Below are 19478 nucleotides of genomic sequence, written 5' to 3' on the forward strand. Positions count from 1 at the left end.
CGTCTCGTGTCCCGCGCTGAGCAGGAGGACGCCCATCTGCGCGGCCTCGTGCCGCGTCATCTGCCCGGCGTCCACGCGCTGCCCGGCGAGCGGGGGTACGGGCGTGCCGCCGCAGGTCCTGGAGTCCGCCGGCGGCAACCCCTTCTACCTGGAGATGCTCATCGCCGCGCTCACCCAGCCGGACTCCGGGTACCGCCCCGACGGCGGCGGCGACCTGCCGACCACCCTTCAGGCGCTGCTCGGCGCGCGGATCGGCGCGCTCGGCCGCGCGGAGCGCGCCGCGCTGGACATCGCGGCCGTCGCGGGACGGGAGTTCACCGCCGACGAGGTGGCCGACCTGGTGGCCGGCGACCGGGAGGGCGCACCCGGCGGCGCGCTGCACGCCACGGAAGCGCCCGCGGCGGAACCGGAGCCGCCGGCACCGGTGCCGGGGCCGGTCGGCGCGGCCCTCGCCCGGCTCGGCCGGCACCGCCTGCTGAGGCCCGCGGACCGGCCGCGGCCGGGCACGTACCCGCTGCGCTTCAGCAGCGGCCTCGTGCACGAGGTCACCTACCAGTCGATGGCCAAGCGGACCCGGGCGGAGCGGCACGAGCACGCCGCGCGGGCGCTGGCCGACCGGCTCGCGGGCCAGGCCCCGCCAAGCGGCGGCGCGCCGGACAGCGGCGCCACGGCCAACGGACCTTCGGGCAACGGACCTTCGGGCAGCGGCCCGTCGGGCGGCGCGCAGGACGCACCGCGCCGCGGCACCCGCCGCCTGCCGTCCGCCGAGGCGACCGCCGCCGTCGCCGGGCACCTGGAGCACGCCTACCGCTACCGCGCCGAGCTCGGCGTCCTCGGCGCCCACACCGACGAACTGCGGCTGGACGCCGTCCGGTTGCTGATCGACAGCGGCTCCAGGGCGCTCGCCCGCTCGGACCTGGCCTGGGCGGCGGGGCTGCTGGAGCGGGCGGTGGAGCTGGCCGCCGACGGCGAGCCCGAGTGGGCGGCGGCGGCCCGCCGGCTCGGCGACGTACTGCTGGCGACCGGCCGTACGGACGAGGGCCGGGCGCTGCTGCTGGGAGTGCTCGCCGCGGCGGACGCCGAACCGCGGGAGGCGGTGCGCCCGGTGGAGGCCGCGCACGCGCGGCTGGCCCTGGCCGCGGTGTCCGCGGCCCCCGACGGGAGCAGCGCGGGAACCGTCGCCCAGTGGGCGCTGCCGGTCTTCGAGAGCGCGGGAGACGACCTCGGGCAGGCGCGGGCGTGCATCCGGATCGCGCAGGAGCGGCAGTCGCACGGCCGGCACGTGGCGGCCGACGGCCTGCTGTCCCGGGCCCTGACGCACGCCCGCCGGGCAGGCGCGGAACCCGAACGGGCCCTGGCGCTGGGCGCGATCGGCGTCTCGCTGTGGCGCGGCCCGGAGCCGGTCGGCTCGGCGGTCGCCCGCAGCCGCGCGCTGCTGGCCGAACACGGGGAGCAGCGCCCCACCGTACGGCTCACGCTCAACTGCCCGCTCGCCGTGCTGCTCGCGCTCCAGGAGCGCTGGGACGACGCGCACGCCTGCCTGGCCAGGGCCCGGCGGCTGGCCGGTGAACTCGCGTACGCCGAGGGCCGCGTGGTGCTGCCGCTGTTCGCCGCCGCCGTGGCGGCGCTGGCGGGTGAGGGCGGCCGGGCGCTGGACCTGCTCGACGAGGCCGACGGCGCCGCCGCGAGCCTCCAGGCCGACGGCCTGCGCGGGGTGGTGGCCCGGGAGTCGGCGCGGCTGCTACTGGACGCCGGCCGCTACGGCGACGCGGCCACGCGGCTGGCGCGGGCCCCGGGCAGGGCGGCGGCCGAGCCGGCGGACGGCGACCAGGCCGCCTCGGACACCGCCGACCTCGACGGCCTCCAGGCCAGGATCGCCGCCGCGCGCGGCAGCGCCGGGGAGGCCGAGGCGCTGGCCGCGCGCGCGGTGCGCACCGCGGCCGGCACCGACTCGCCCGTCCTGCTGGCGACCGCCTGGCTGGACCGGGCCGACGTCCTGCGCCAGGCCGGCCGCGCGGACGACGCGCGTCGGGCCGCCGCCCAGGCCGCCCGGCAGTTCGAGGCCAAGGGCCACCTGCCCGGGGCGCGGCACGCCGCCGGATGGCACCGGGTCCCGACGTGAGCCGCCCGCCGCCGGCCGCCCGGACCCCGGCCCGCCGGACCCCCGGCCACCACCGCACCGGAACGTGACACCGCCAGAACGCGAGAGGCTGCTGAATGACAACCGCCGAGCAGGGCGCCGGTCCCCGACTCACCTGGAGTCTGCGCGGCAAGCGCCCCGAGGACGTGCTGGTCGCCGCGGACGGCGAGCGGCCGGCGCCCGACCGGGACTGGGCCGGCGCGCTGGGCACCGGCGTGCGGGTGTGCGTCGTCGACTCCGGGGTGGAGGACGGCCATCCGCTGATCGGCAGGGTCGACGGGGCCTGGACGGTCCGCAAGGACGAGACGGGGACCAGCGTCGTGGAAACCGACGCCACCGACACCTGCGGCCACGGCACGGCCTGCGCGGGCATCATCCGCAGAACCGCTCCGGAGTGCGAGCTGTACAGCGTGCAGGTGCTCGGCAAGGGGTTCGGCGGCACCGGCGACGTCCTGCTCGCGGGCCTGCGCTGGGCGATCCGGCAGGGCTTCGACGTGATCAACCTGAGCCTGTCCACCACCCGGCCGCAGTTCGCCGAGGAACTGCGGGTGCTCGCCGACGAGGCGTACTTCCGCGGCACCGCGATCGTCGCCTCCGCGCACAACACGCCGGTGGAGAGCTTCCCTTGGCGCTTCGCGTCGGTGATCTCGGTGGGCAGCCACCAGGAGGACGACCCGGAGCTGCACCTGTACAACCCGAGCCCGCCGGTGGAGTTCTTCGCCCCGGGCCAGAACGTGCAGGTGGCCTGGCTCGGCGGGGCGACGATCAGGACCACGGGCAACAGCTTCGCCACGCCCTACATCGCCGGGCTCTGCGCCCGCATCCTGTCCCGGCACCGCCGGATGACGACCTTCCAGCTCAAGAACGCGCTCTACCTTTCCGCGGCCAACGTACAACTGGGCATCAGGGGTGCTTCGTGACACAGAGCAACGCAGAGACCGATCCGCTGTCGCAGGAGTTGATGCAGTCGGTGGTCGACACGGCCCGGGCCATCTTCGGCGCCCAGGCCAGTTCGGTGTTCCTGCTGGACGAGTCGAGCCACGAGCTGGTCTTCCAGGCCGTCTCGGGCCAGGGCGAGAGCTTCCTGGTGGGGCGGCGCTTCCCGGCCGAGAGCGGGATCGCCGGCTGGGTGGTCTCCTCGGGCGAGCCCATGGTCGTGGACGACCTGTCCCGCAGCGCCTCCTTCGACCGGGACTTCGCCGAGTCCACCGAGTACGTGCCCGACTCGCTGATGGCCGCGCCGCTGACGCACGGCGACCGGGTGCTGGGCGTGCTGGAGGTGCTCGACCCGGTGCCGCAGGCCAGGTCGAGCCTGAGCGAGCTGGACCTGCTGGCGCTGTTCGCCCGGCACGCGGCGGCCGCGCTGCGGGTGGTCGTGGACCGGGCGCGGCCCGCGGACGCCGGCTCCCTCGGCGGCGACGGGCGCGCGGCCGCGCTGCGGATGGCGGAGGACCTGCGGCGGCTGCTGGAGACCTCCGCCTGACCTGGACCGGGGAGCGCCGGCGGGTAGGGGCGCCCCCGCGCGACGCGCGGGCCGGGGAGGTCAGCGCGTCGCGCGCCGCGCGGGACCGGTCACGGCACCCAGTTGAACGTGTCCGGGTCCGGGCCGGTCCGCTCGCCGCGGTCCAGCGCGCTGATCTGCGCCATGTCGTCGGGCGTCAGCTCGAAGTCGAAGAGCCGGAAGTTCTCCTCGACCCGGGAGCGCGTCACCGACTTCGGGAAGACGATGTCGCCGCGCTGCAAATGCCAGCGCAGCGTCACCTGCGCCGGGGTGCGCTCCAGCCGCGCGGCGATCGCGGCGATCACCGGGTCGCCGAGGACCTTGCCCTGGGCGATCGGGGACCACGCCTCGGTGGCGATGCCGTGGTCGGCGTCGAACGCGCGCAGCTCGTCCTGCGTGAGGTAGGGGTGCACCTCGATCTGGTTGACCGCGGGCACCACCGAGGTCTCCTGGAAGAGCCGGTTCAGATGGGCGGTCTGGAAGTTCGACACGCCGATCGCCCTGACCCGGCCGGACCGGTAGATCTCCTCCATCGCCCGCCAGGTCTCGGTGTAGTCGCCGACCGCGGGCAGCGGCCAGTGCACGAGGAACAGGTCCAGGTACTCCATGCCGAGGTCGTCCAGGCTGCGGGTGAACGCGGTGAGCACGTCCCCGTAGGCGTGGAAGCCGTTGTTGAGCTTGCTGGTGACGAAGACGTCGGAGCGCTCCAGGCCGAACTCGTCGATGGCCTGTCCGACCTCCTTCTCGTTGCCGTACATCTCGGCGGTGTCGATGTGCCGGTAACCGGTCTCCAGCGCGGCGAGCACCGCTTCCTTGGTGTCCTTCGGCTCGATCAGGTACGTGCCGAATCCGAGCTGCGGGATCACCACACCGTTGTTGAGCGTGACATCGGGGATCGTGGGCGCTGAGGTCATGGTGCGCGACTTCCTTGCGTGGTCGGCGGTGCCGCGGGTGCTCTTCGGTTGTCCCCCCAAGGCCCCCAGAAGGCCCTCGCAGGTCCTCGCAGGTCCTCGAAGTCCTGGTGGCTCTGCGAAGCCCCGGAAGTCCCCGGGGCCGCCGTCCGCCCGCCGCGGCGCCGGGCCGGCGTACCGCCCCCGGTACCCACCGTAACGGCAGCGGCCCGGCCCGGCCCGCCGACGGCCGCCCGGCCGCCCGAGCCGCGGGGGAGCGCTCCCTTGGGCGCCGTACCGGTCACATGTGCGAACGCCCGGCCCTTTCGGCGCGCCTGGTGGGCCGTGGCGAGCGATGATCGGAGGATGAGGCGGATCGGCGGCGAAACGGGCGTGCCCGAGCTCGAACCAGAGGTGTTCGACCGTGCCATCGTGGCCGTTGCCCTGACCGCCGGTGACGAGCACCGGCTGGTGTACATCAACGAGGCGTTCCGCGCCCTGTTCGGGCCCCGGGAACTGGGCGCCCGGTCCGCGGACGTGTTCACCGAGCCCAGGGCCGCCCGCTTCCTGAAGATGCTCGACCAGGTGTACCGGGACCGGGCCGCCCGCCAGGTCACCGACACCCGCACCACCGACGGCACCGCGCCCGGCGCGCCCGGCCGCCGCCACTTCGTCTACAGCTGCTCCCCGGTGGTCTCCCGGTTCGGTCCCGGCGTGCTGGCCGTGGCGGTCGACACCACCCCGCAGGTCGACGCGGTGGAGGCCGCGCAGCTGCTCTCCGAGCAGCGGCAGAAGGCGTTGCAGCGGTACGAGGCGCTGATGTCCGCCGTCACGCAGATCGTCTGGCTGATGAAGCCCAACGGCGACATCACCGAGCTGGTCGGCGGCTTCGAGGACTTCACCGGCAGCCCGTGGCGGCCGGTGATCGACCAGGAGTGGCTCAGGGCGGTGCACCCGCACGACCGGACCCGGCTGGTGCGCACCTGGAGCGACGCGTCCGAGGGGACCCCGTCCCTGTTCGTGTGCACGTTCCGGCTGCGCACCGCCTCCGGCGAGTACCGGCACGTGCAGTCCCGCGCGGTGCCGATCGAGCGCGGCGGGGTGCTGGTGGAGTGGATCGGCGCGACCGCGGACATCGAGGACCAGTGGCGCAACCGGCTGCGCGAGCGGCTGCTGGCGCGGGTGGCCACCGTCACCGGCACCGACGACGTGCCGGACGCGTTCGCCGCCGTCGCCGCGGCGGTGGTGCCGGACCTGACCGACGCGTGCGCGGTCTTCATGCTGCCCTCGGCCGGCATCGGCGGCCCGCTCACCGCGGTCCGGGTGGCGTCCACCGCCCGCTCCGGCCTGCCGGACATGCCCCCGCTGAGCAACCAGCCCTACCTCGTGGGCTCGGTCGCCCAGCAGGTGATCGAGAGCCGCCGCCCCAAGCTGCTGGTCTTCCCCGCCGGCGAGCCGCCCGAGGGCGTGCTGTCGGAGATGTCCAGGAAGTGGCTGCGCGCGGCGCGGGCCACCAGCCTGACCATGGTGCCGATCGTGATCGACTCGGCCGTGGTCGCGTTCGCCTGCGCGGCCGGCTGCGCGGACAGCCCGCCACCCGGTTCCGCGGACCTCGCGCTGCTCGGCGAGATCCTGCACGAGGTGCGCGAGCCGCTGCGGCAGGCGGTGGAGCTGCAACGCACCCGGCACACCGCGCTGACCCTCCAGCGCGCCCTGCTGTCGGCGACCCCGCGGGTGCCCGGCGCCGAACTGGCCGCGCACTACCAGCCGGCCAGCAAGACCGCGGAGATCGGCGGCGACTGGTACGACGCGCTGCTGCTGCCCGACGGCACCGTCACCCTCACCATCGGCGACATCGCCGGCCACGACCTGGACGCCGCCACCTCGATGAGCCAGCTGCGCAGCATGCTCCGGGTGATCGCCTACGACCAGGACCATCCGAACAGCCCGGCCGAGAGCCTGTCCCAGCTGGACCGGGTGGTGGACGGCCTGAACATCGCGCCGCTGGTCACGGTGGTGCACGCCAACCTGGTGCCGCGGGCCGGCGGCCGCTGGCACGTGGCCTGGTCCAACGCCGGCCACCCGCCGCCGCTGCTGCTGCCCGCCGACGGCGAGCCGCGCTACCTGCACGGCGCCGGCCCTGACCTGCCGCTGTGCGTGGCACCGTCGATGCCGCGCACCACCTGGCACTACGAACTGAAGAACGGCGACACCCTGCTGCTCTACACCGACGGCCTGATCGAGGTGCCCGGCACGGACCTCGGCGAGGGCATGGCGACACTCGCCCGGATCGCCGAAACCGCCCGCGCGGAGGGGCTGACGCTCGCGGAGATCTGCGCCCAACTGCTGTCGGGCGTCGGCAACCGCCGCGACGACGCCGCCGTGATCGGCTTCCGCCCGATCCACCAGGGCGGCACCACCCCCGGCGCCGCGTGGGGCGGCTCCCTTCTCGGCTGAACCGCCGCGCGGAACAGGGGCGTTGGGGCCGAGTCAGGCGGCGGCCGGCCGGCGCGACCGCGCCCGGTCCGTACGGTCGCGGCGGCGCCCGCTCACGCCCGGGTCGCCATCATGACGCCCAGGCAGACCATGCTCACGGCGATCACGGCGTCGAGCACCCGCCAGGACCCGGGCCGGGCGAACGGGCGGCGCAGCAGCCGCGCGCCGAAGCCGAGGCCGCTGAACCACAGCACGCTCGCCGTGACCGCGCCCGCCCCGAACGGCCAGCGCGCGCCGCCGTAGGAGTTGGCGACCGAGCCGAGCAGCAGCAGCGTGTCCAGGTAGACGTGCGGGTTGAGCCAGGTCAGCGCCAGGCAGGTGAGGACGGCGGTGCGGGCGGAGGCGCCCGTGCCCTCGGCGGCGGACAGCCGCTGCGGCCGCAGCACCCGGCGGGCGGCCAGCACGCCGTACGTCACCAGGAACGCGCCGCCGATCCACCCGGTGGCCGTCACCGCGGTCGGCCAGCGGCGTACGACGGTGCCGACGCCGCCGATGCCCGCCGCGATCAGCACGGCGTCGGAGGCGGCGCAGATCCCGACCACCGCGGGCACGTGCTCCCGGCGGATGCCCTGGCGCAGCACGAACGCGTTCTGGGCGCCGATGGCCACGATGAGGGTCAGACCGGTGCCGAGGCCCGCCAGGGCGGCGAGGAGAGCTGCGTGCATGGACCGAGGCTAGGAGCGGGCGGATCGTACAGGCCAGCTAATGATTCTTAGGTAGCATGAGGAATTCTTAACGCTCTCCGTACGGCTTCCGAGCCGGACGGCGGCGTGGCGGGCGGCGCCGACGAAGGCGCCGGCGCGGGCGGCGGGAATGGGGTGACGGTCGATGGCGGGGCTCCCGCTGGACCAGGTGCGTACGCTGCTGGCCGCCGTGGACGAGGGCACGTTCGAGGCGGCGGCCGAGGCCCTGCACGTCACGCCGTCCGCGGTGAGCCAGCGGATCAAGGCGCTGGAGCAGCGCACCGGCCGGGTGCTGCTGCTGCGGACGAAGCCGGTGCGGCTGACCGCGTCGGGCGAGGTCGTGGTCCGGTTCGGCCGGCAGCTCGCACGGCTGGAGCAGGACGCCGGCGCCGAACTCGGCCTCGGCGACGCGCTCGGCCCCGCCACGCTGCCGATCGCGGTCAACGCCGACTCGCTGGCGACCTGGTTCCTGCCCGCGCTCGCCGAGGCCGCCGCCGACCGCGGCATCCTCTTCGACCTGCACCGCGACGACGAGGACCACACCGCGGCGCTGCTGCGCCAGGGCCGGGTGATGGCCGCGGTCACCTCCTCGCCGCAGGCCGTGCAGGGCTGCTCGGTACGGGCGCTCGGCCGGATGCGCTACCGGGCCAGGGCCGCGCCCCCGTTCGCCGCCCGCTGGATCGCCGACCGTCCGCTGCGCGAGGCACTGCCGGCCGCCCCCGTCATCGTCTTCGACCGCAAGGACGAACTCCAGGACCGGTTCCTGCGCGGGCTCGCACCCCGGCAGGCCCGCGCGGCCACCCGCGCCCGGCACTACATGCCGTCGTCCGAGGCGTATCTCGACGCGGTCGCCGCCGGGCTCGGCTGGGGCATGATCCCGGACCTCCAGGCCGGTCCCCATCTGGCGGCGGGCACCCTCGTCGAACTCGCCGCCCGCCGCCCGATCGACGTGCCGCTGTACTGGCAGCAGTGGAAGCTCGACTCCCCTGACCTGGCCGCCGTCGCGGACGCGGTGGGCCGGGCGGCCGCCCGCGAACTCTCCCCGACGACGACAACGACGGCGACAGCGACAGCGAAGGCGACGCCGACGGCGGGCTGACCCGGGCCGGGCGGCACGGCCGTACGGCCCGGCCCGGGGACCCCTCGACCACCGCCGGGTCACGCGACGGCGCGGCCCCCGTCGACCGGGACCGTGGCGCCGGTGATGTACGTGGCGCGGGGCGAGGCGAGGAAGACCACCGCCGCGGCGATCTCCTCGGTGCTCGCGTGCCGGCTCAGCAGCGTCGTGGAGCCGAGCGTGTCGACCATCTCCAGCGGAGCGCTCTCGGTGAGCGTGGGGCCGGGGGCGACGCTGTTGACGCGCACCCCGGACGCGCCGAACTCCCCGGCCCAGGTGCGGGTCAGCGAGTTCACCGCGGCCTTGGTGGCGGCGTAGACGGAACTGCCGGGGAGCGAGACGGTCGCGGCCATCGTGCTGATGTTGACCACGCTGCCCTCGCCGCGCTCGGCCATCCGCGGCGCGATCGCGGCGGTGAGGAAGTACAGCGCCCGCACGTTGACCTGGAACATCGCGTCGAACGACGCCACGGTCTGCTCGGCGGTCGGGCTGAAGTCGAAGACGCCGGCGTTGTTGACGAGGATGTCGACGTCGGCGGCCTCCTCGGCGAGCCGCCGGACCGAGTCGAGGTCGGTCATGTCGGCGGCGACGAAGCGCGCCTTGCCGCCCGCGTCCTCGAGCGCGGCGACCGTCGCCGCGCCGCGTTCCGCGTTGCGCCCGGTGACGATGACCTCGGCGCCCCCGGTGGCGAGTTGCAGGGCGACCTCCCGGCCGATGCCGGCGGTGCTGCCGGTGACCAGTGCCTTGCGGCCTTCGAACTCCATGGTGATCCGCCTGGTTTCTGTAGTGGTGTGCGCTGCGCGGTGCGCGGCCCGCGTGGACGTACGGGGGCCCGCCGCTGATGTCGTCGCCGCCGGTGAATATTGGAGCGATGACTCCATTCTTGGCACGGAGGGATTGGAGTGTCAACTCCAGAAAACGACGTGGCGCGCTACGCTGAGCGCATGAGCATCGACTCGCCTCCCGTGCCCGACCCGACGGCCCCCCAGCGGCTGACCCGCAAGGGCGCCGCCACCCGGGGACGCATCGTGGCCGCCGCGGCCGGGCTGATGCTGGAGCGCGGCGTGGCGGGCACCAGCACCGACGACGTGCGTGCCGCGGCCGGGGTCAGCACCTCGCAGATCTACCACTACTTCGCGGACAAGAACGCCCTGGTCCGCGCGGTGATAGCGCACCAGACGCAGGCCGTGCTGGACGCCCAGGAGCCGCTGCTGAGCAGCCTGGACTCCCTGCCGGCGCTGCGGGCCTGGCGCGATCTCGTGGTCGACGTCCAGCGGGAGCGGCACTGCCAGGGCGGCTGCCCGATCGGGTCGCTGGCCAGCGAACTCGCCGAGAGCGACGACGTGGCGCGCGGCGACCTCGTGGACGGTTTCGCCCGCTGGGAGGCGGCGATCCGGGCCGGTATCCACGCGATGCACGACCGCGGGGAGCTACGGCGCGACGCCGACCCGGACCAGCTCGCGCTGGCTCTGCTCGCCGCTCTGCAGGGCGGGCTGCTGCTCACCCAGACCCGGCGCGAGACCGCTCCGCTGGAGGCGGCACTCGACGCGATGCTCGCGCACATCGCCGACCTGACGGTCCGGACCGACCGTCTGGGCTGAGGGCTGAGGGCTGACGTGACGGCTGGGGGCTGCTGAGGGCTGGGGGCTGACGCTGACGGACGACGGCGATGGTCGACGGCTGGCGGCGACGGACGGCGGCCTTCGCGGGTGCGAGCCGGATCATGCGAGCGCCCTGCCCGCACCGGAGGCCGGGCGGGCAGGGCGGAAGGCTCGGCCGAGGCTCAGTGGTCCTCGGGGTCGTCGATCGGGCCGGGGCTGGTGAAGTCCGGACTGGAGAAGCCGGGGCTGGAGAACCCCGCCTCCTCGGGCACGAGGTCGTCGGCGTCCTCGGCCTCGTAGTCGGGGCCCTTGAACGGCGGTACTTCGTAGTCGGGCGGGGTGAAGTCGCCGATCCGGTCGCCGCCGGGGCTGCTGAAGTCCGGGCTGGAGAAGTCGGGACTGGAGAAACCCGGGCGGGAGAAGTCCGGGCTGTCGTCGTCCTCGGCTCCTCCCGCGCGCTTCGTCGATTCGGTGCCCTCGGTGCCGTCCTGCGGTGCGTCGGTCATGGCCTCGGCCGTCCCCTCCTGGGCCGCCCGCCCGCGCGGAATGAACGCGCGGGCGCCGCGGTTGTCGCCCCTGCACCGTAGAGACTACGAGCAGAAAGGCGCCGCCATGAAGGTTCGCAACTCGCTTCGCTCCCTGAAGGGCCGGCCGGGCGCCCAGATCGTCCGCCGCCGCGGCAAGGTCTACGTGATCAACCGCAAGGACCCGCGCGGCAAGGCCCGCCAGGGCTGACCCCGCCCCGTCCACCCGGCCGCGGCCGCCGCACCGACCCGATCCGGGTCCCGGCGGCCGCGGCCGCGTGCTGCCCGGGCACGCTTCCCCGGGCCCGCCCGGCCGCCCCCGCACGGGGCCGCGCGAACCGTGGGAGGTGGGTCGTCAGTGCCTGGTGGTGGGGGTGGGAGGCGCGGGGCGCGGTGGGGCGTCCGGGGCCGCGGACAGGGGCGCCCGGGAGTGCCCGGATGTGGGAAAGTATTGCCTGCCTGCGGTGCCGGACCGGTCCGCAGAACCGGGAGGACGTACGGGGCGTCCCTTGCCGGTGGGGGGACGACCGGCGGGTATGGGCCCGGCCGGAGACTGCTCGGGGAGGGCGACCGGTGACCGCGGAGATCTACTTCAGCAACAACTACCGCGATCTGTGCCAGGAACAGGGCACGGGCGCGGGGTTCCAGTTCGAGTTCTCCTGCAACCGGTGCAACGACACCTGGCGTTCGCGGTTCGAGGCGTACACCGGCGGGCGGATGGCCAGTTGGGTCGGCAAGGGCGTCAACGCGGCCTGGGGGATGCTCGGTCGGGCCGGCAGCGGCATGTCCACCGCGGCCGACGGCCTCGCCGGAGCCGGATACGGCAGCGCCCGCGACGCGGCGTTCCAGCGCGCGATCAGCAACGCCGAGGGCCACTTCAACCGCTGCCCGCGCTGCACCGGTTACGTCTGCAACCGCTGCTGGAACGCCGGCCAGGGCATCTGCCTGACCTGCGCGCCCGACACCGCCGCCGAGGCGGTCGCCGCCCAGCAGCGCGGCCTCAACGACATGGTCTCCGAGCGCGCCTACGCCGCCGGCCAGAACTCCGGGCAGTCGTTCGCGGTGAACACCCCGCGCCAGCTGGTCTGTCCGCAGTGCAGCGCCGAGACCCACGGTTCGGCCTTCTGCCCCGGCTGCGGCCACCAACTCGCGCAGCAGGACACCTGCGGTTCGTGCAGCGCGCAGCTCCCGGCGGGCGCGGCCTTCTGCCCGGACTGCGGCACCCGCCGCTGACGCGTCCCGCCCGCACCGCCCCGGCGTCGCACCGTACCGCCCCGGCGCGGCCCCGGCGGTGCGCTGCCCTGGCGTACCGGGTGCGGCTCAGGGGCCCTCGCACCGGTCCTGACCTGCGGCATGTGATGCTGGTGGCATGACTGATCGACCCGAGATCGCCGTCGTCCGCTGGCCCGACCGGGACCCGGGCGCGCGACCCCAGGAGGGGCCGGCCGAGCTGCTGGCGGCCTACCATCTGCGGACGCAGGCCGAGAAGGGCGAGGCCGTCGCCGCAGTGGACGACCTGCCGGAGCGCTACCGCGCCGAGATCGCCGACCCGGAGGCCGCGTTCGCCGCCGACGTCGTGCTGCTGGCACTGGGCGGCGACGCGGGGAACGCGGGCGACGCGGCGGTGGGCTGCCTGGTGGTGACCGACCCCGTCGAGGGCGGGGCCGAGGTCAAGAGGCTCTGGACCGATCCGGCGTACCGCGGGCGGGGCGTCGCGTCCGGCCTGGTCCGCGCCGCCCTCGGGTGGGCCGAGCGGAGCGGTGCGCGCACCCTGCGGCTGTCGGTGTGGGAGTGGCGGACCGACGCGATCGCGCTGTACGAGCGGCTCGGATTCACCGTCACCGCGTCGTGGGACGAGCGGGAGCGGCTGGTCTGCATGGAACGCGCCGTCTGAGGACCGCAGCGGGCCGCCGCCGTGGCCGTCCCGCCGTGACGGTTCCGCCGTGACGGTCCGGCCGCGCGCCGCGCCCACTACGCTCGGCGCCGTGACGAAGACGCCCGCGTACCACCTGGACCGGACCAGTGCGCTCTCCTTCGGCTCCGTCAGCGAGCAGTACGACCGGTTCCGGCCCTCCCCGCCGCCCGGACTCGTGGACGACCTGGTCGCGCGTGCGCCCCGCGACGCGCTGGACGTCGGCTGCGGCACCGGCAAGGTCGCCGCCGAACTGGCCGGCCGCGGGACGCGGGTGCTCGGAGTGGAGATCGACGCGCGGATGGCCGCCGTGGCGCGGGGACACGGACTGCCGGTCGAGCTCGGGGCGTTCGAGACCTGGGAAGCCGCGGGCCGCACCTTCGACCTGATCACCTGCGGCGACGCGTGGCACTGGATCGACCCGGCCCGCGGCGCCGAGAAGGCCGCGTCGCTGCTGCGGCCGGGCGGCACGCTCGCCCTGTTCTGGAGCTACCTGCTCCTCGCCGACGACGACGCGGCGCTCTTCCGGCGGCTCTACGACGAGCACGCGCCGCGGGCGAGGACGCACAGCTACCTCCCGCACCAGACACGGAGCGAACCCTTCGAGCCGATCGGGGAGTTCGAGCCGATCGAGGTACGGCAGTACCGCTGGGAGGCGACGGTGAGCGCCGACGACTGGGTCGGGCTCATCGCCACCTTCAGCGACCACCAGGCCCTGGAACCAGGGCAGTTGGCGGCGCTTCAGCGGGCGCTGCACGACGCGATCGAGGGGCTGGGCGGCGGCGTCGGGGTGTCGCGCGGGGTGCACGCGGCGTTCGCGCGGCGTTCGCGCGGCGGCGCTGACGGGCGTACAACCCGTCGCACGCCCGCGCGGAGATGACCCGCAGCCGGCGGGCCGGGGCCGGGGCCCCGGCGGCCGTCAGCCGCCCGCGTTGATGCGGGTCATCTCCGCGCGGGTCACCGCGGAGCGCATGCCCGGGGCGGCCGGCGCGCGCATCCCGGCCAGGTGGATGTCCGTGTAGCGCTGCCAGGCGTCGGGCGTCACGGTGCCGCTGGTCTCCACCACCCCGCGCATGCCCCAGACCAGTGTCATCACGTCGCCGAGTTCGACGTGCGGGTCGATCCGGCCGGACGCCTTCGCCTGGTCGAGGAGCCGGTCGATCAGGTCGCGCAGTTGCTCCACGCACGCGGCCTCGGTGCGCCCGATCAACTTGTGGGCGTAGCCGCGGTGTTCGCTCAGCCAGTGGCCGAAGACCCGTACGAACGCCTCGAATCCGGTGCCGCCCGGGTGGGACAGCGAGATGCGGGCCTGGCCGACCAGCTCGCCGAGGAGTTGCGCGGCGATCTCGTCGACCAGCGCCTCCTTGTTCGGGAAGCGCCGGTAGAGCGTGCCGACCCCGACCCCGGCGCGGGACGCGATGAGTTCCATGCTGGCGTCGGTGCCGTACTCGGTGAGGACCTCGCGGGCCGCGGCGATCACCAGCTGGTGGTTGCGCGCGGCGTCGCGCCGCATCGGCCGGTGCTGCGTGACGTGGTCGGCGCCGGCCGACGGGCCGGCCGCGGCCTGCGGCGCCGGGTGCTCGCCGCACTCGGCGTCGCGCGCGGCGCTGTCCGGTACGGAACCGTGCCCCGACTCGTGCACGGGGTGCTGCGCTGCCATCGTCCACTTCCGATCGTGCGACTCGTCCCGGTGCCGGCCCCTCCGGTGAGGGTGGCACCGGGTCCGCCGGCGCCGGACCTCACTCCGACGTGTCGCTCATGACCGTACCGCCAGGTACCGCCGTGAGCGGCGCGTGCGCCGGCTCGTTCTCCTCCGTCGAGCCCGCCACCAGCGTGCCGCGCCGGCTCACCGGGATCAGCAGCGCGGCGAGCGCGCCCACCAGCAGCGCGACGCCGAGCATCGCGAAGCCGTGGGTGTAGCCGGCCTCGCGCGGCAGGCCGTCGGCCGCCGGGTTGGAGGTGACGACGCTGGCCATCAGGGCCGCGCCGATCGAGCCGCCGATGGTGCGGATGTTGGCGTTCATGCCGCTGGCCACACCGGTCTGCTCGGCCGGCACCGCGCTCACGATCAGGCTCGACATCGCCGCGAAGGCCAGGCCGAAGCCGACGCCCATCACCGCGGTGGCGATGTACAGCTCCCAGGTCGCGGTGTGCGCGAAGGCGAGCAGCGCCATCGACACCGCGCTGATCACCGAGCCGAGCAGCACCACGGTCTTGCCGCCGATCCGGGCGGCCAGGGTGTTGGCGCCCAGGCCCACCAGGAACATCGCCACCGACATCGGCAGCAGGATCAGCCCGGACTGGGTGATGGACGAACCGAAGCCGTAGCCGGTGGACTTGGGGCTCTGCACGAACTCCGGCAGGAACGCGAAGACCGAGTACATGCCGACGCCGAAGAGCAGCGCCACCGTGTTGTTGGTCCACACCGCGGGGCGGCTCATCATCCGCATGTCGATCAGCGGCGTCGCCGAGCGGCGCTCGGTCTCCACCCACGCGACCGCGAGCACCACGGCGGCGACGATCAGGCCGATCACCTTGCCGGAGCCCCAGCCCCACACCGACGCCTGGCTGAGCGCGACGAGCAGAGCCACCAGCCACGCCGACAGCAGCAGCGCCGGCGCCCAGCTGATCCGGCCCGGGGTGCGGCTGCGGGTGGGCGGCACGAAGAAGAGCGAGGCCGCGGCCGCCATGATGGTCAGCACCATCGGCAGCCAGAACAGCCAGTGGTAGTCGAGCGCGTTCACGATCGGGCCGGCCAGCACGATGCCCAGACCGCCGCCGACCGCGACGAGCGAGGCGATCGCCCCGACCGCGCCGCTCATCTTGTCGCGGGGGAACTCGTCGCGGACGATGCCGAAGGCGAGCGGCAGCACGCCGCCGCCGACGCCCTGGATCGCCCGGGCGATGATCATCACCGTCACGTTGGTGGCCAGCGCCGCCAGCAGCGAGCCCGCGGCCAGCGCGACCAGGGTGGCCACGAAGACCGGCTTCTTGCCGACCATGTCGCCGATCCGGCCCATGATCGGGGTGAATATCGAAGCGGACAGCAGGTACGCGGTCAGTACCCAGGTGACCGTGTTCTGCGAGGTGTGCAGGGATGCCTGGATCGTCGGCAGGACCGGGGTGACCAGCGACTGGAGCAGCGCGTAGACGCTGACACTGGCCGCAAGCACCGCGAACGTCACCTGATGGTGCGTGCGCCGGGTCTCGGACGCCATGGAACTCCTTTGAACTGAAGAATGAGGGTGCCTGAGTTCAGGAGAGCTCAGAAGAGGGCGCGGAACCGGAACTGGGGTTCCGCTAAAGCCAGGATAAGCCAACGGGAATGGCGGTTCCGTTTCGTTCCGGTGAGATCTCGCGCACATCGCGCCCCATCCGCCCCCTACGCTGGGCCGGGTGTTCTCCTCCCAGGGCCCGTCCGCGCGTGAACTTGCCGTCCAGGCACTGTCATCCGTCGAGCACGGCTACGACCTGCTCGCGCCGACCTTCGACCACACGCCGTTCCGCACCCCGGACCGCTTCCTCGACGCGACCGAGGCCGCGCTGCGGGCGTACGGGCCGTTCAGGACCGGGCTCGACGTGTGCTGCGGCACCGGCGCGGGCGTACGGGTGCTCGACGGGCTGTGCCCCAACGGCGTGACGGGGACGGACTTCAGCGCGGGCATGCTCGACCGGGCCCGGGCCGCGCACCCGGAACACGGCTGGGTGCGGGCCGACGCGCGGGCGCTGCCGTTCGAGACCGAGTTCGACCTCGCCGTCAGCTTCGGGGCGTTCGGGCACTTCCTGCCCGCGGAGCGGCCCGCGCTGTTCGCCGGGGTGCACCGCGCGCTGCGCTCCGGCGGCCTGTTCGCCTTCCCGATCGCCGCGCCGCCCCCGGTCCGCTCGCCCTGGCACTGGGCGCTGACCGGCTTCGACGCCGCCATGCGGCTGCGCAACGCGCTGTGGCGGCCACCCTTCGTGATGTACTACCGCACCTTCCCGCTGGAGCCGGTACGGGCCGACCTCGCCGCCGCGGGCTTCTCGGTCACCACCCTCGCGCTGGAGGAGTTCGGCCGGCGCCCCGACGGCAGCCCGCGCTGCCGGCTGGTGCTGGCCCGCAGGCTCGGATAGCCGGAGTACGGGCGGGCCGCGTACCGGCGGCCGCGGGCGGGCGTTCTCTGGCGGCCGCGAGGGGTGCCGGGGCGTGGGTACGCCCCCGCCCCGCACCCGCCCGTCGTCCTGCGCTCAGGCCCGGCGGCCGCCGTCGACCGACAGGGCAGTGCCGGTGACGTAGGAGGCGTCCGGCGAGCACAGCCACACCGCCGCGGCGGCGACCTCCTCGGGCTCGGCCGGCCTGCCCAGCGGGGTCGCGGCCACCTGCCGCTCGACCGTCCGCGCACCGGCCGACGCGACGACACCGTCGAGCATGGGGGTCCTCGTCATCGCCGGGCACAGCGCGTTGACCCGGATGCCGTCCGGCCCGTAGTCCACGGCAGCCGCCTTGGACAGGCCGACGACGCCGTGCTTGCCGGCCACGTACGCCGGGGATCGCGTACAGGCCGCCGTTGGAGGCGACGTTGACGATCGCCCCGCCGCCGCGCCGCTTCATGGCGGGCAGTTCGTACTTCATGCACAGCCAGGTGCCGATCAGGTTGACCCGCAGCACGTGCTCCCACTCCTGGACCGTCATCTCCGTCAGGACCCGTTGGTGTGAGGGGACTCCGGCGTTGTTGACCGCGAAGTCGAGCCCGCCGAACGTCGCCACGACCTGGGCCACGGCCCGCCGCACGGACTCCTCGTCGCCGATGTCGACGGCCACGGCCTCGGCCCGGCCGCCCTCCCGCGCGATCAGCTCCACGGTCCTGCGGGCACCGTCCTCGTCGAGGTCGAGTACGGCGACCGCGGCCCCGCGCCGGGCGAACTCCTGCGCGCCGGCCCGCCCGATCCCGCTGCCGGCGCCGGTGACCAGCCCCGCCTTGCCCGCGTAGCCGCTCCCGCTCATGCCAGCGGCTCGTGGTTGGCCCAGATCGCCTGGTACGGATAGCGGCTCTGCCAGCGCCTGATGAGATCGACCGTCCCGGGCAGGGCGAAGGTCGCGTTGAGGGCGTCGAGGTCGGCCACGCGCAGTTGCAGGATGGCGCTGGCCACCGCCACCGGGGCGTGGTCGTCGCCCGGGACGCGGATGTGGTGCCGGGCCGCGACCGACTCGACCGTGCCGGAACCCGTCACGAGCTCCTCGAACTCCTTGATGTACGCGTCCAGCTCGCTCGCGGGAATCGGACTGTCGAACGCAACGATCATCGTGTGGTGAATCATGCCCCGAGTGAACAGGCACTTCTCGCGCGCGTCCAAGATCCATCCGTTTCCGATCCATGCCTGGTGGGAATGGATCGGGCGGTAGGCTTGCGGCATGGCCGAACTGGAGACACGCGAGCTGGAGTACTTCGTCGCCGTGGCCGAGGAACTGCACTTCGGGCACGCCGCGGCCCGCCTGGCGATCGCGCAGCCGGCGCTGTCCAAGGCTCTCCGGCGGCTGGAGTCCCGGCTCGGCGTGAAGCTGCTGGAGCGCTCCAGCAGGCACGTCGCCCTCACCCCCGCCGGCGAAGCGCTCCTGCACCACGGCCGGCACGCGCTCAACGCCGTCAGCGCGGCTGCCGAGAAGGCCCGCCGGGCCGGCGACCGGCACGACCACCTGCGCCTGGTGATCAAACCCGGCGGGGACGGCAACCTCCTGTCCGGCATCCTGGCCGCCTACGCCGACCGGCCCGACGCCCGCCAGGTGGACATCCTCTTCGGCGGAGCCACCGACCGCGCCGACCATGTCCGCGACGGCCGCGCCGATGTCGCCCTGCTGTACGCGCCGTTCGACGACATGACCGGCCTGGACCACGAAACCCTGGCGGTCGAGGGCCGTGTCGCGATCCTGCCGCCGGGCCACCGGCTCGCCGCCCGCTCGGAGGTCACCCTCGCCGACCTCGCCCAGGAGTCGCTGCCCCGCTGGAAGGGTGTGCGCTGGACCGGAGCGCCCGAGGCCCGGCCGGGGCCCGAGGTCGCGGACGCGGCCGAAGCCCTGCAGATGATCAGGCTGGGACGCACCATCGCGCTGTTGCCGCGCTCGCTGGCCCAGCCCCTGCACCCCGACCTCGTCTACCGGCCGGTGACCGACGCGCCCACCAGCGCACTCGTCCTCGCGTGGGCGCAGGACGACCGCCGCCGGCTGGTCGCCTCCTTCGTCGCCGCCGCGGTGGACGCGGCGAGGACGGCGTGAACCGGTGCGGGGCGCTGCGCGGGCATTCCGGGGTCGGCCGGGCCGTCCTCAACGGGCTTCGCCCGTGCCCCCGTTCGGACGGGCCGGGCGGCTGTGCCCCCGCTGATCCGGGCGGGCGGACAGCGGCGGACCGGCGCACAGCGCGTCGACGTCGGGAGAGATGACCTCCCGGGTGCGGCGGCCGAGGATGCCGCCGGCGGTCCGGCCCCGGCCGGTCCGGAAGGCGGAGACCCCGCGCTCCGCGCCGCCGCGCCGGAGTCGCCGTCCACCGAGCGGGCGGAGCCGTGCGCGGTGAGCAGGCACCGGACGGTGGTTGCGGCGTCGCCGTGGTGTGCGTGGTGGGATCGGCGGTGGGTGGTGTGGTGAT

General features: G+C 74.6%; 19 protein-coding genes and 1 pseudogene. 12 read left to right on the forward strand and 8 right to left on the reverse strand.

The window, feature by feature from the left end; genetic code table 11:
- The first annotated feature begins 103 nt into the window (after positions 1 to 103).
- The 3 genes from AB0399_RS18845 to AB0399_RS18855 all read left to right on the forward strand — a co-directional run bounded on the left by AB0399_RS18845 (position 104) and on the right by AB0399_RS18855 (position 3623).
- Positions 104 to 2122, forward strand: coding sequence for a hypothetical protein (locus tag AB0399_RS18845; RefSeq protein WP_366412073.1), 2019 nt, complete (start codon positions 104 to 106; stop codon positions 2120 to 2122).
- 95 nt (positions 2123 to 2217) lie between these two features.
- Entirely contained in the window at positions 2218 to 3060 is an 843-nt protein-coding gene (locus tag AB0399_RS18850; protein ID WP_328461161.1) for a S8 family serine peptidase, read from the forward strand.
- Positions 3061 to 3101: 41 nt separating this feature from the next.
- A complete protein-coding gene (locus tag AB0399_RS18855) occupies positions 3102 to 3623 on the forward strand; it encodes a GAF domain-containing protein (protein WP_328473810.1) in 522 nt (173 codons plus the stop codon).
- An 89-nt stretch (positions 3624 to 3712) separates the two neighbouring features.
- Here the strand turns inward: AB0399_RS18855 and AB0399_RS18860 are convergent, their stop codons facing one another.
- Positions 3713 to 4555, reverse strand: a complete 843-nt coding sequence (locus AB0399_RS18860; RefSeq protein WP_366412074.1) for an aldo/keto reductase — start codon at positions 4553 to 4555, stop codon at positions 3713 to 3715.
- A 342-nt stretch (positions 4556 to 4897) separates the two neighbouring features.
- Here AB0399_RS18860 and AB0399_RS18865 point away from each other — a divergent pair, with 342 nt between their 5' ends.
- A complete protein-coding gene (locus AB0399_RS18865; RefSeq protein ID WP_329371921.1) occupies positions 4898 to 6988 on the forward strand; it encodes a SpoIIE family protein phosphatase in 2091 nt (696 codons plus the stop codon).
- 92 nt (positions 6989 to 7080) lie between these two features.
- Here AB0399_RS18865 and AB0399_RS18870 read toward each other — a convergent pair whose 3' ends face one another.
- Positions 7081 to 7692: a LysE/ArgO family amino acid transporter gene (locus tag AB0399_RS18870; RefSeq protein WP_366412075.1), complete on the reverse strand. Its 612-nt coding sequence runs from the start codon at positions 7690 to 7692 to the stop codon at positions 7081 to 7083.
- 163 nt (positions 7693 to 7855) lie between these two features.
- Here AB0399_RS18870 and AB0399_RS18875 point away from each other — a divergent pair, with 163 nt between their 5' ends.
- The gene (locus AB0399_RS18875) at positions 7856 to 8809 is read left to right on the forward strand and encodes a LysR family transcriptional regulator ArgP (RefSeq protein WP_366412076.1); all 954 of its coding nucleotides are present in this window, start codon (positions 7856 to 7858) and stop codon (positions 8807 to 8809) included.
- 59 nt (positions 8810 to 8868) lie between these two features.
- On the opposite strand, the gene AB0399_RS18880 is transcribed toward AB0399_RS18875, so the two are convergent.
- Complete coding sequence (locus AB0399_RS18880) at positions 8869 to 9591, reverse strand: SDR family oxidoreductase (RefSeq protein WP_366412077.1); 723 nt, start codon at positions 9589 to 9591, stop codon at positions 8869 to 8871.
- Positions 9592 to 9771: 180 nt separating this feature from the next.
- On the opposite strand from AB0399_RS18880, the gene AB0399_RS18885 reads away from it, so the two are divergent.
- A complete protein-coding gene (locus AB0399_RS18885; protein WP_329371929.1) occupies positions 9772 to 10428 on the forward strand; it encodes a TetR/AcrR family transcriptional regulator in 657 nt (218 codons plus the stop codon).
- Positions 10429 to 10610: 182 nt separating this feature from the next.
- Here AB0399_RS18885 and AB0399_RS18890 read toward each other — a convergent pair whose 3' ends face one another.
- Complete coding sequence (locus AB0399_RS18890) at positions 10611 to 10934, reverse strand: hypothetical protein (RefSeq protein WP_329371931.1); 324 nt, start codon at positions 10932 to 10934, stop codon at positions 10611 to 10613.
- Positions 10935 to 11040: 106 nt separating this feature from the next.
- Between AB0399_RS18890 and ykgO the strand changes: the two genes are divergently transcribed.
- The 4 genes from ykgO (at position 11041) to AB0399_RS18910 (ending at position 13744) form a co-directional block, all read left to right on the forward strand.
- Complete coding sequence (gene ykgO, locus AB0399_RS18895; RefSeq protein ID WP_328461145.1) at positions 11041 to 11163, forward strand: type B 50S ribosomal protein L36; 123 nt, start codon at positions 11041 to 11043, stop codon at positions 11161 to 11163.
- Between the two features lie 362 nt (positions 11164 to 11525).
- Positions 11526 to 12185 (forward strand): zinc ribbon domain-containing protein, encoded by a 660-nt coding sequence (locus AB0399_RS18900; RefSeq protein WP_328461143.1) that lies wholly within the window; start codon positions 11526 to 11528, stop codon positions 12183 to 12185.
- A gap of 136 nt (positions 12186 to 12321) precedes the next feature.
- The gene (locus AB0399_RS18905) at positions 12322 to 12846 is read left to right on the forward strand and encodes a GNAT family N-acetyltransferase (protein WP_366412078.1); all 525 of its coding nucleotides are present in this window, start codon (positions 12322 to 12324) and stop codon (positions 12844 to 12846) included.
- A gap of 91 nt (positions 12847 to 12937) precedes the next feature.
- The gene (locus AB0399_RS18910; RefSeq protein ID WP_366412079.1) at positions 12938 to 13744 is read left to right on the forward strand and encodes a class I SAM-dependent methyltransferase; all 807 of its coding nucleotides are present in this window, start codon (positions 12938 to 12940) and stop codon (positions 13742 to 13744) included.
- 39 nt (positions 13745 to 13783) lie between these two features.
- Here AB0399_RS18910 and AB0399_RS18915 read toward each other — a convergent pair whose 3' ends face one another.
- Both AB0399_RS18915 and AB0399_RS18920 read right to left on the reverse strand, forming a co-directional pair.
- Positions 13784 to 14524, reverse strand: a complete 741-nt coding sequence (locus AB0399_RS18915; RefSeq protein ID WP_366412080.1) for a helix-turn-helix domain-containing protein — start codon at positions 14522 to 14524, stop codon at positions 13784 to 13786.
- Between the two features lie 79 nt (positions 14525 to 14603).
- Entirely contained in the window at positions 14604 to 16082 is a 1479-nt protein-coding gene (locus tag AB0399_RS18920) for an MFS transporter (protein ID WP_329371940.1), read from the reverse strand.
- A gap of 178 nt (positions 16083 to 16260) precedes the next feature.
- On the opposite strand from AB0399_RS18920, the gene AB0399_RS18925 reads away from it, so the two are divergent.
- Positions 16261 to 16974: a class I SAM-dependent methyltransferase gene (locus tag AB0399_RS18925; protein WP_366412081.1), complete on the forward strand. Its 714-nt coding sequence runs from the start codon at positions 16261 to 16263 to the stop codon at positions 16972 to 16974.
- A 114-nt stretch (positions 16975 to 17088) separates the two neighbouring features.
- Here the strand turns inward: AB0399_RS18925 and AB0399_RS18930 are convergent.
- Both AB0399_RS18930 and AB0399_RS18935 read right to left on the reverse strand, forming a co-directional pair.
- Positions 17089 to 17845, reverse strand: a pseudogene (locus tag AB0399_RS18930) (glucose 1-dehydrogenase).
- On the reverse strand, positions 17842 to 18144 hold the full coding sequence (locus tag AB0399_RS18935) for a hypothetical protein (protein WP_366412082.1): 303 nt from the start codon (positions 18142 to 18144) through the stop codon (positions 17842 to 17844). Before AB0399_RS18935 ends, AB0399_RS18930 begins: the two are co-directional and overlap by 4 nt.
- A gap of 109 nt (positions 18145 to 18253) precedes the next feature.
- Between AB0399_RS18935 and AB0399_RS18940 the strand changes: the two genes are divergently transcribed.
- Positions 18254 to 19111 (forward strand): LysR family transcriptional regulator, encoded by an 858-nt coding sequence (locus tag AB0399_RS18940; protein ID WP_366412083.1) that lies wholly within the window; start codon positions 18254 to 18256, stop codon positions 19109 to 19111.
- Positions 19112 to 19478 lie beyond the last annotated feature (367 nt).

Source organism: Streptomyces sp. NPDC088194 (assembly GCF_040702025.1).
In the GTDB taxonomy this organism is placed as follows: domain Bacteria; phylum Actinomycetota; class Actinomycetes; order Streptomycetales; family Streptomycetaceae; genus Actinacidiphila.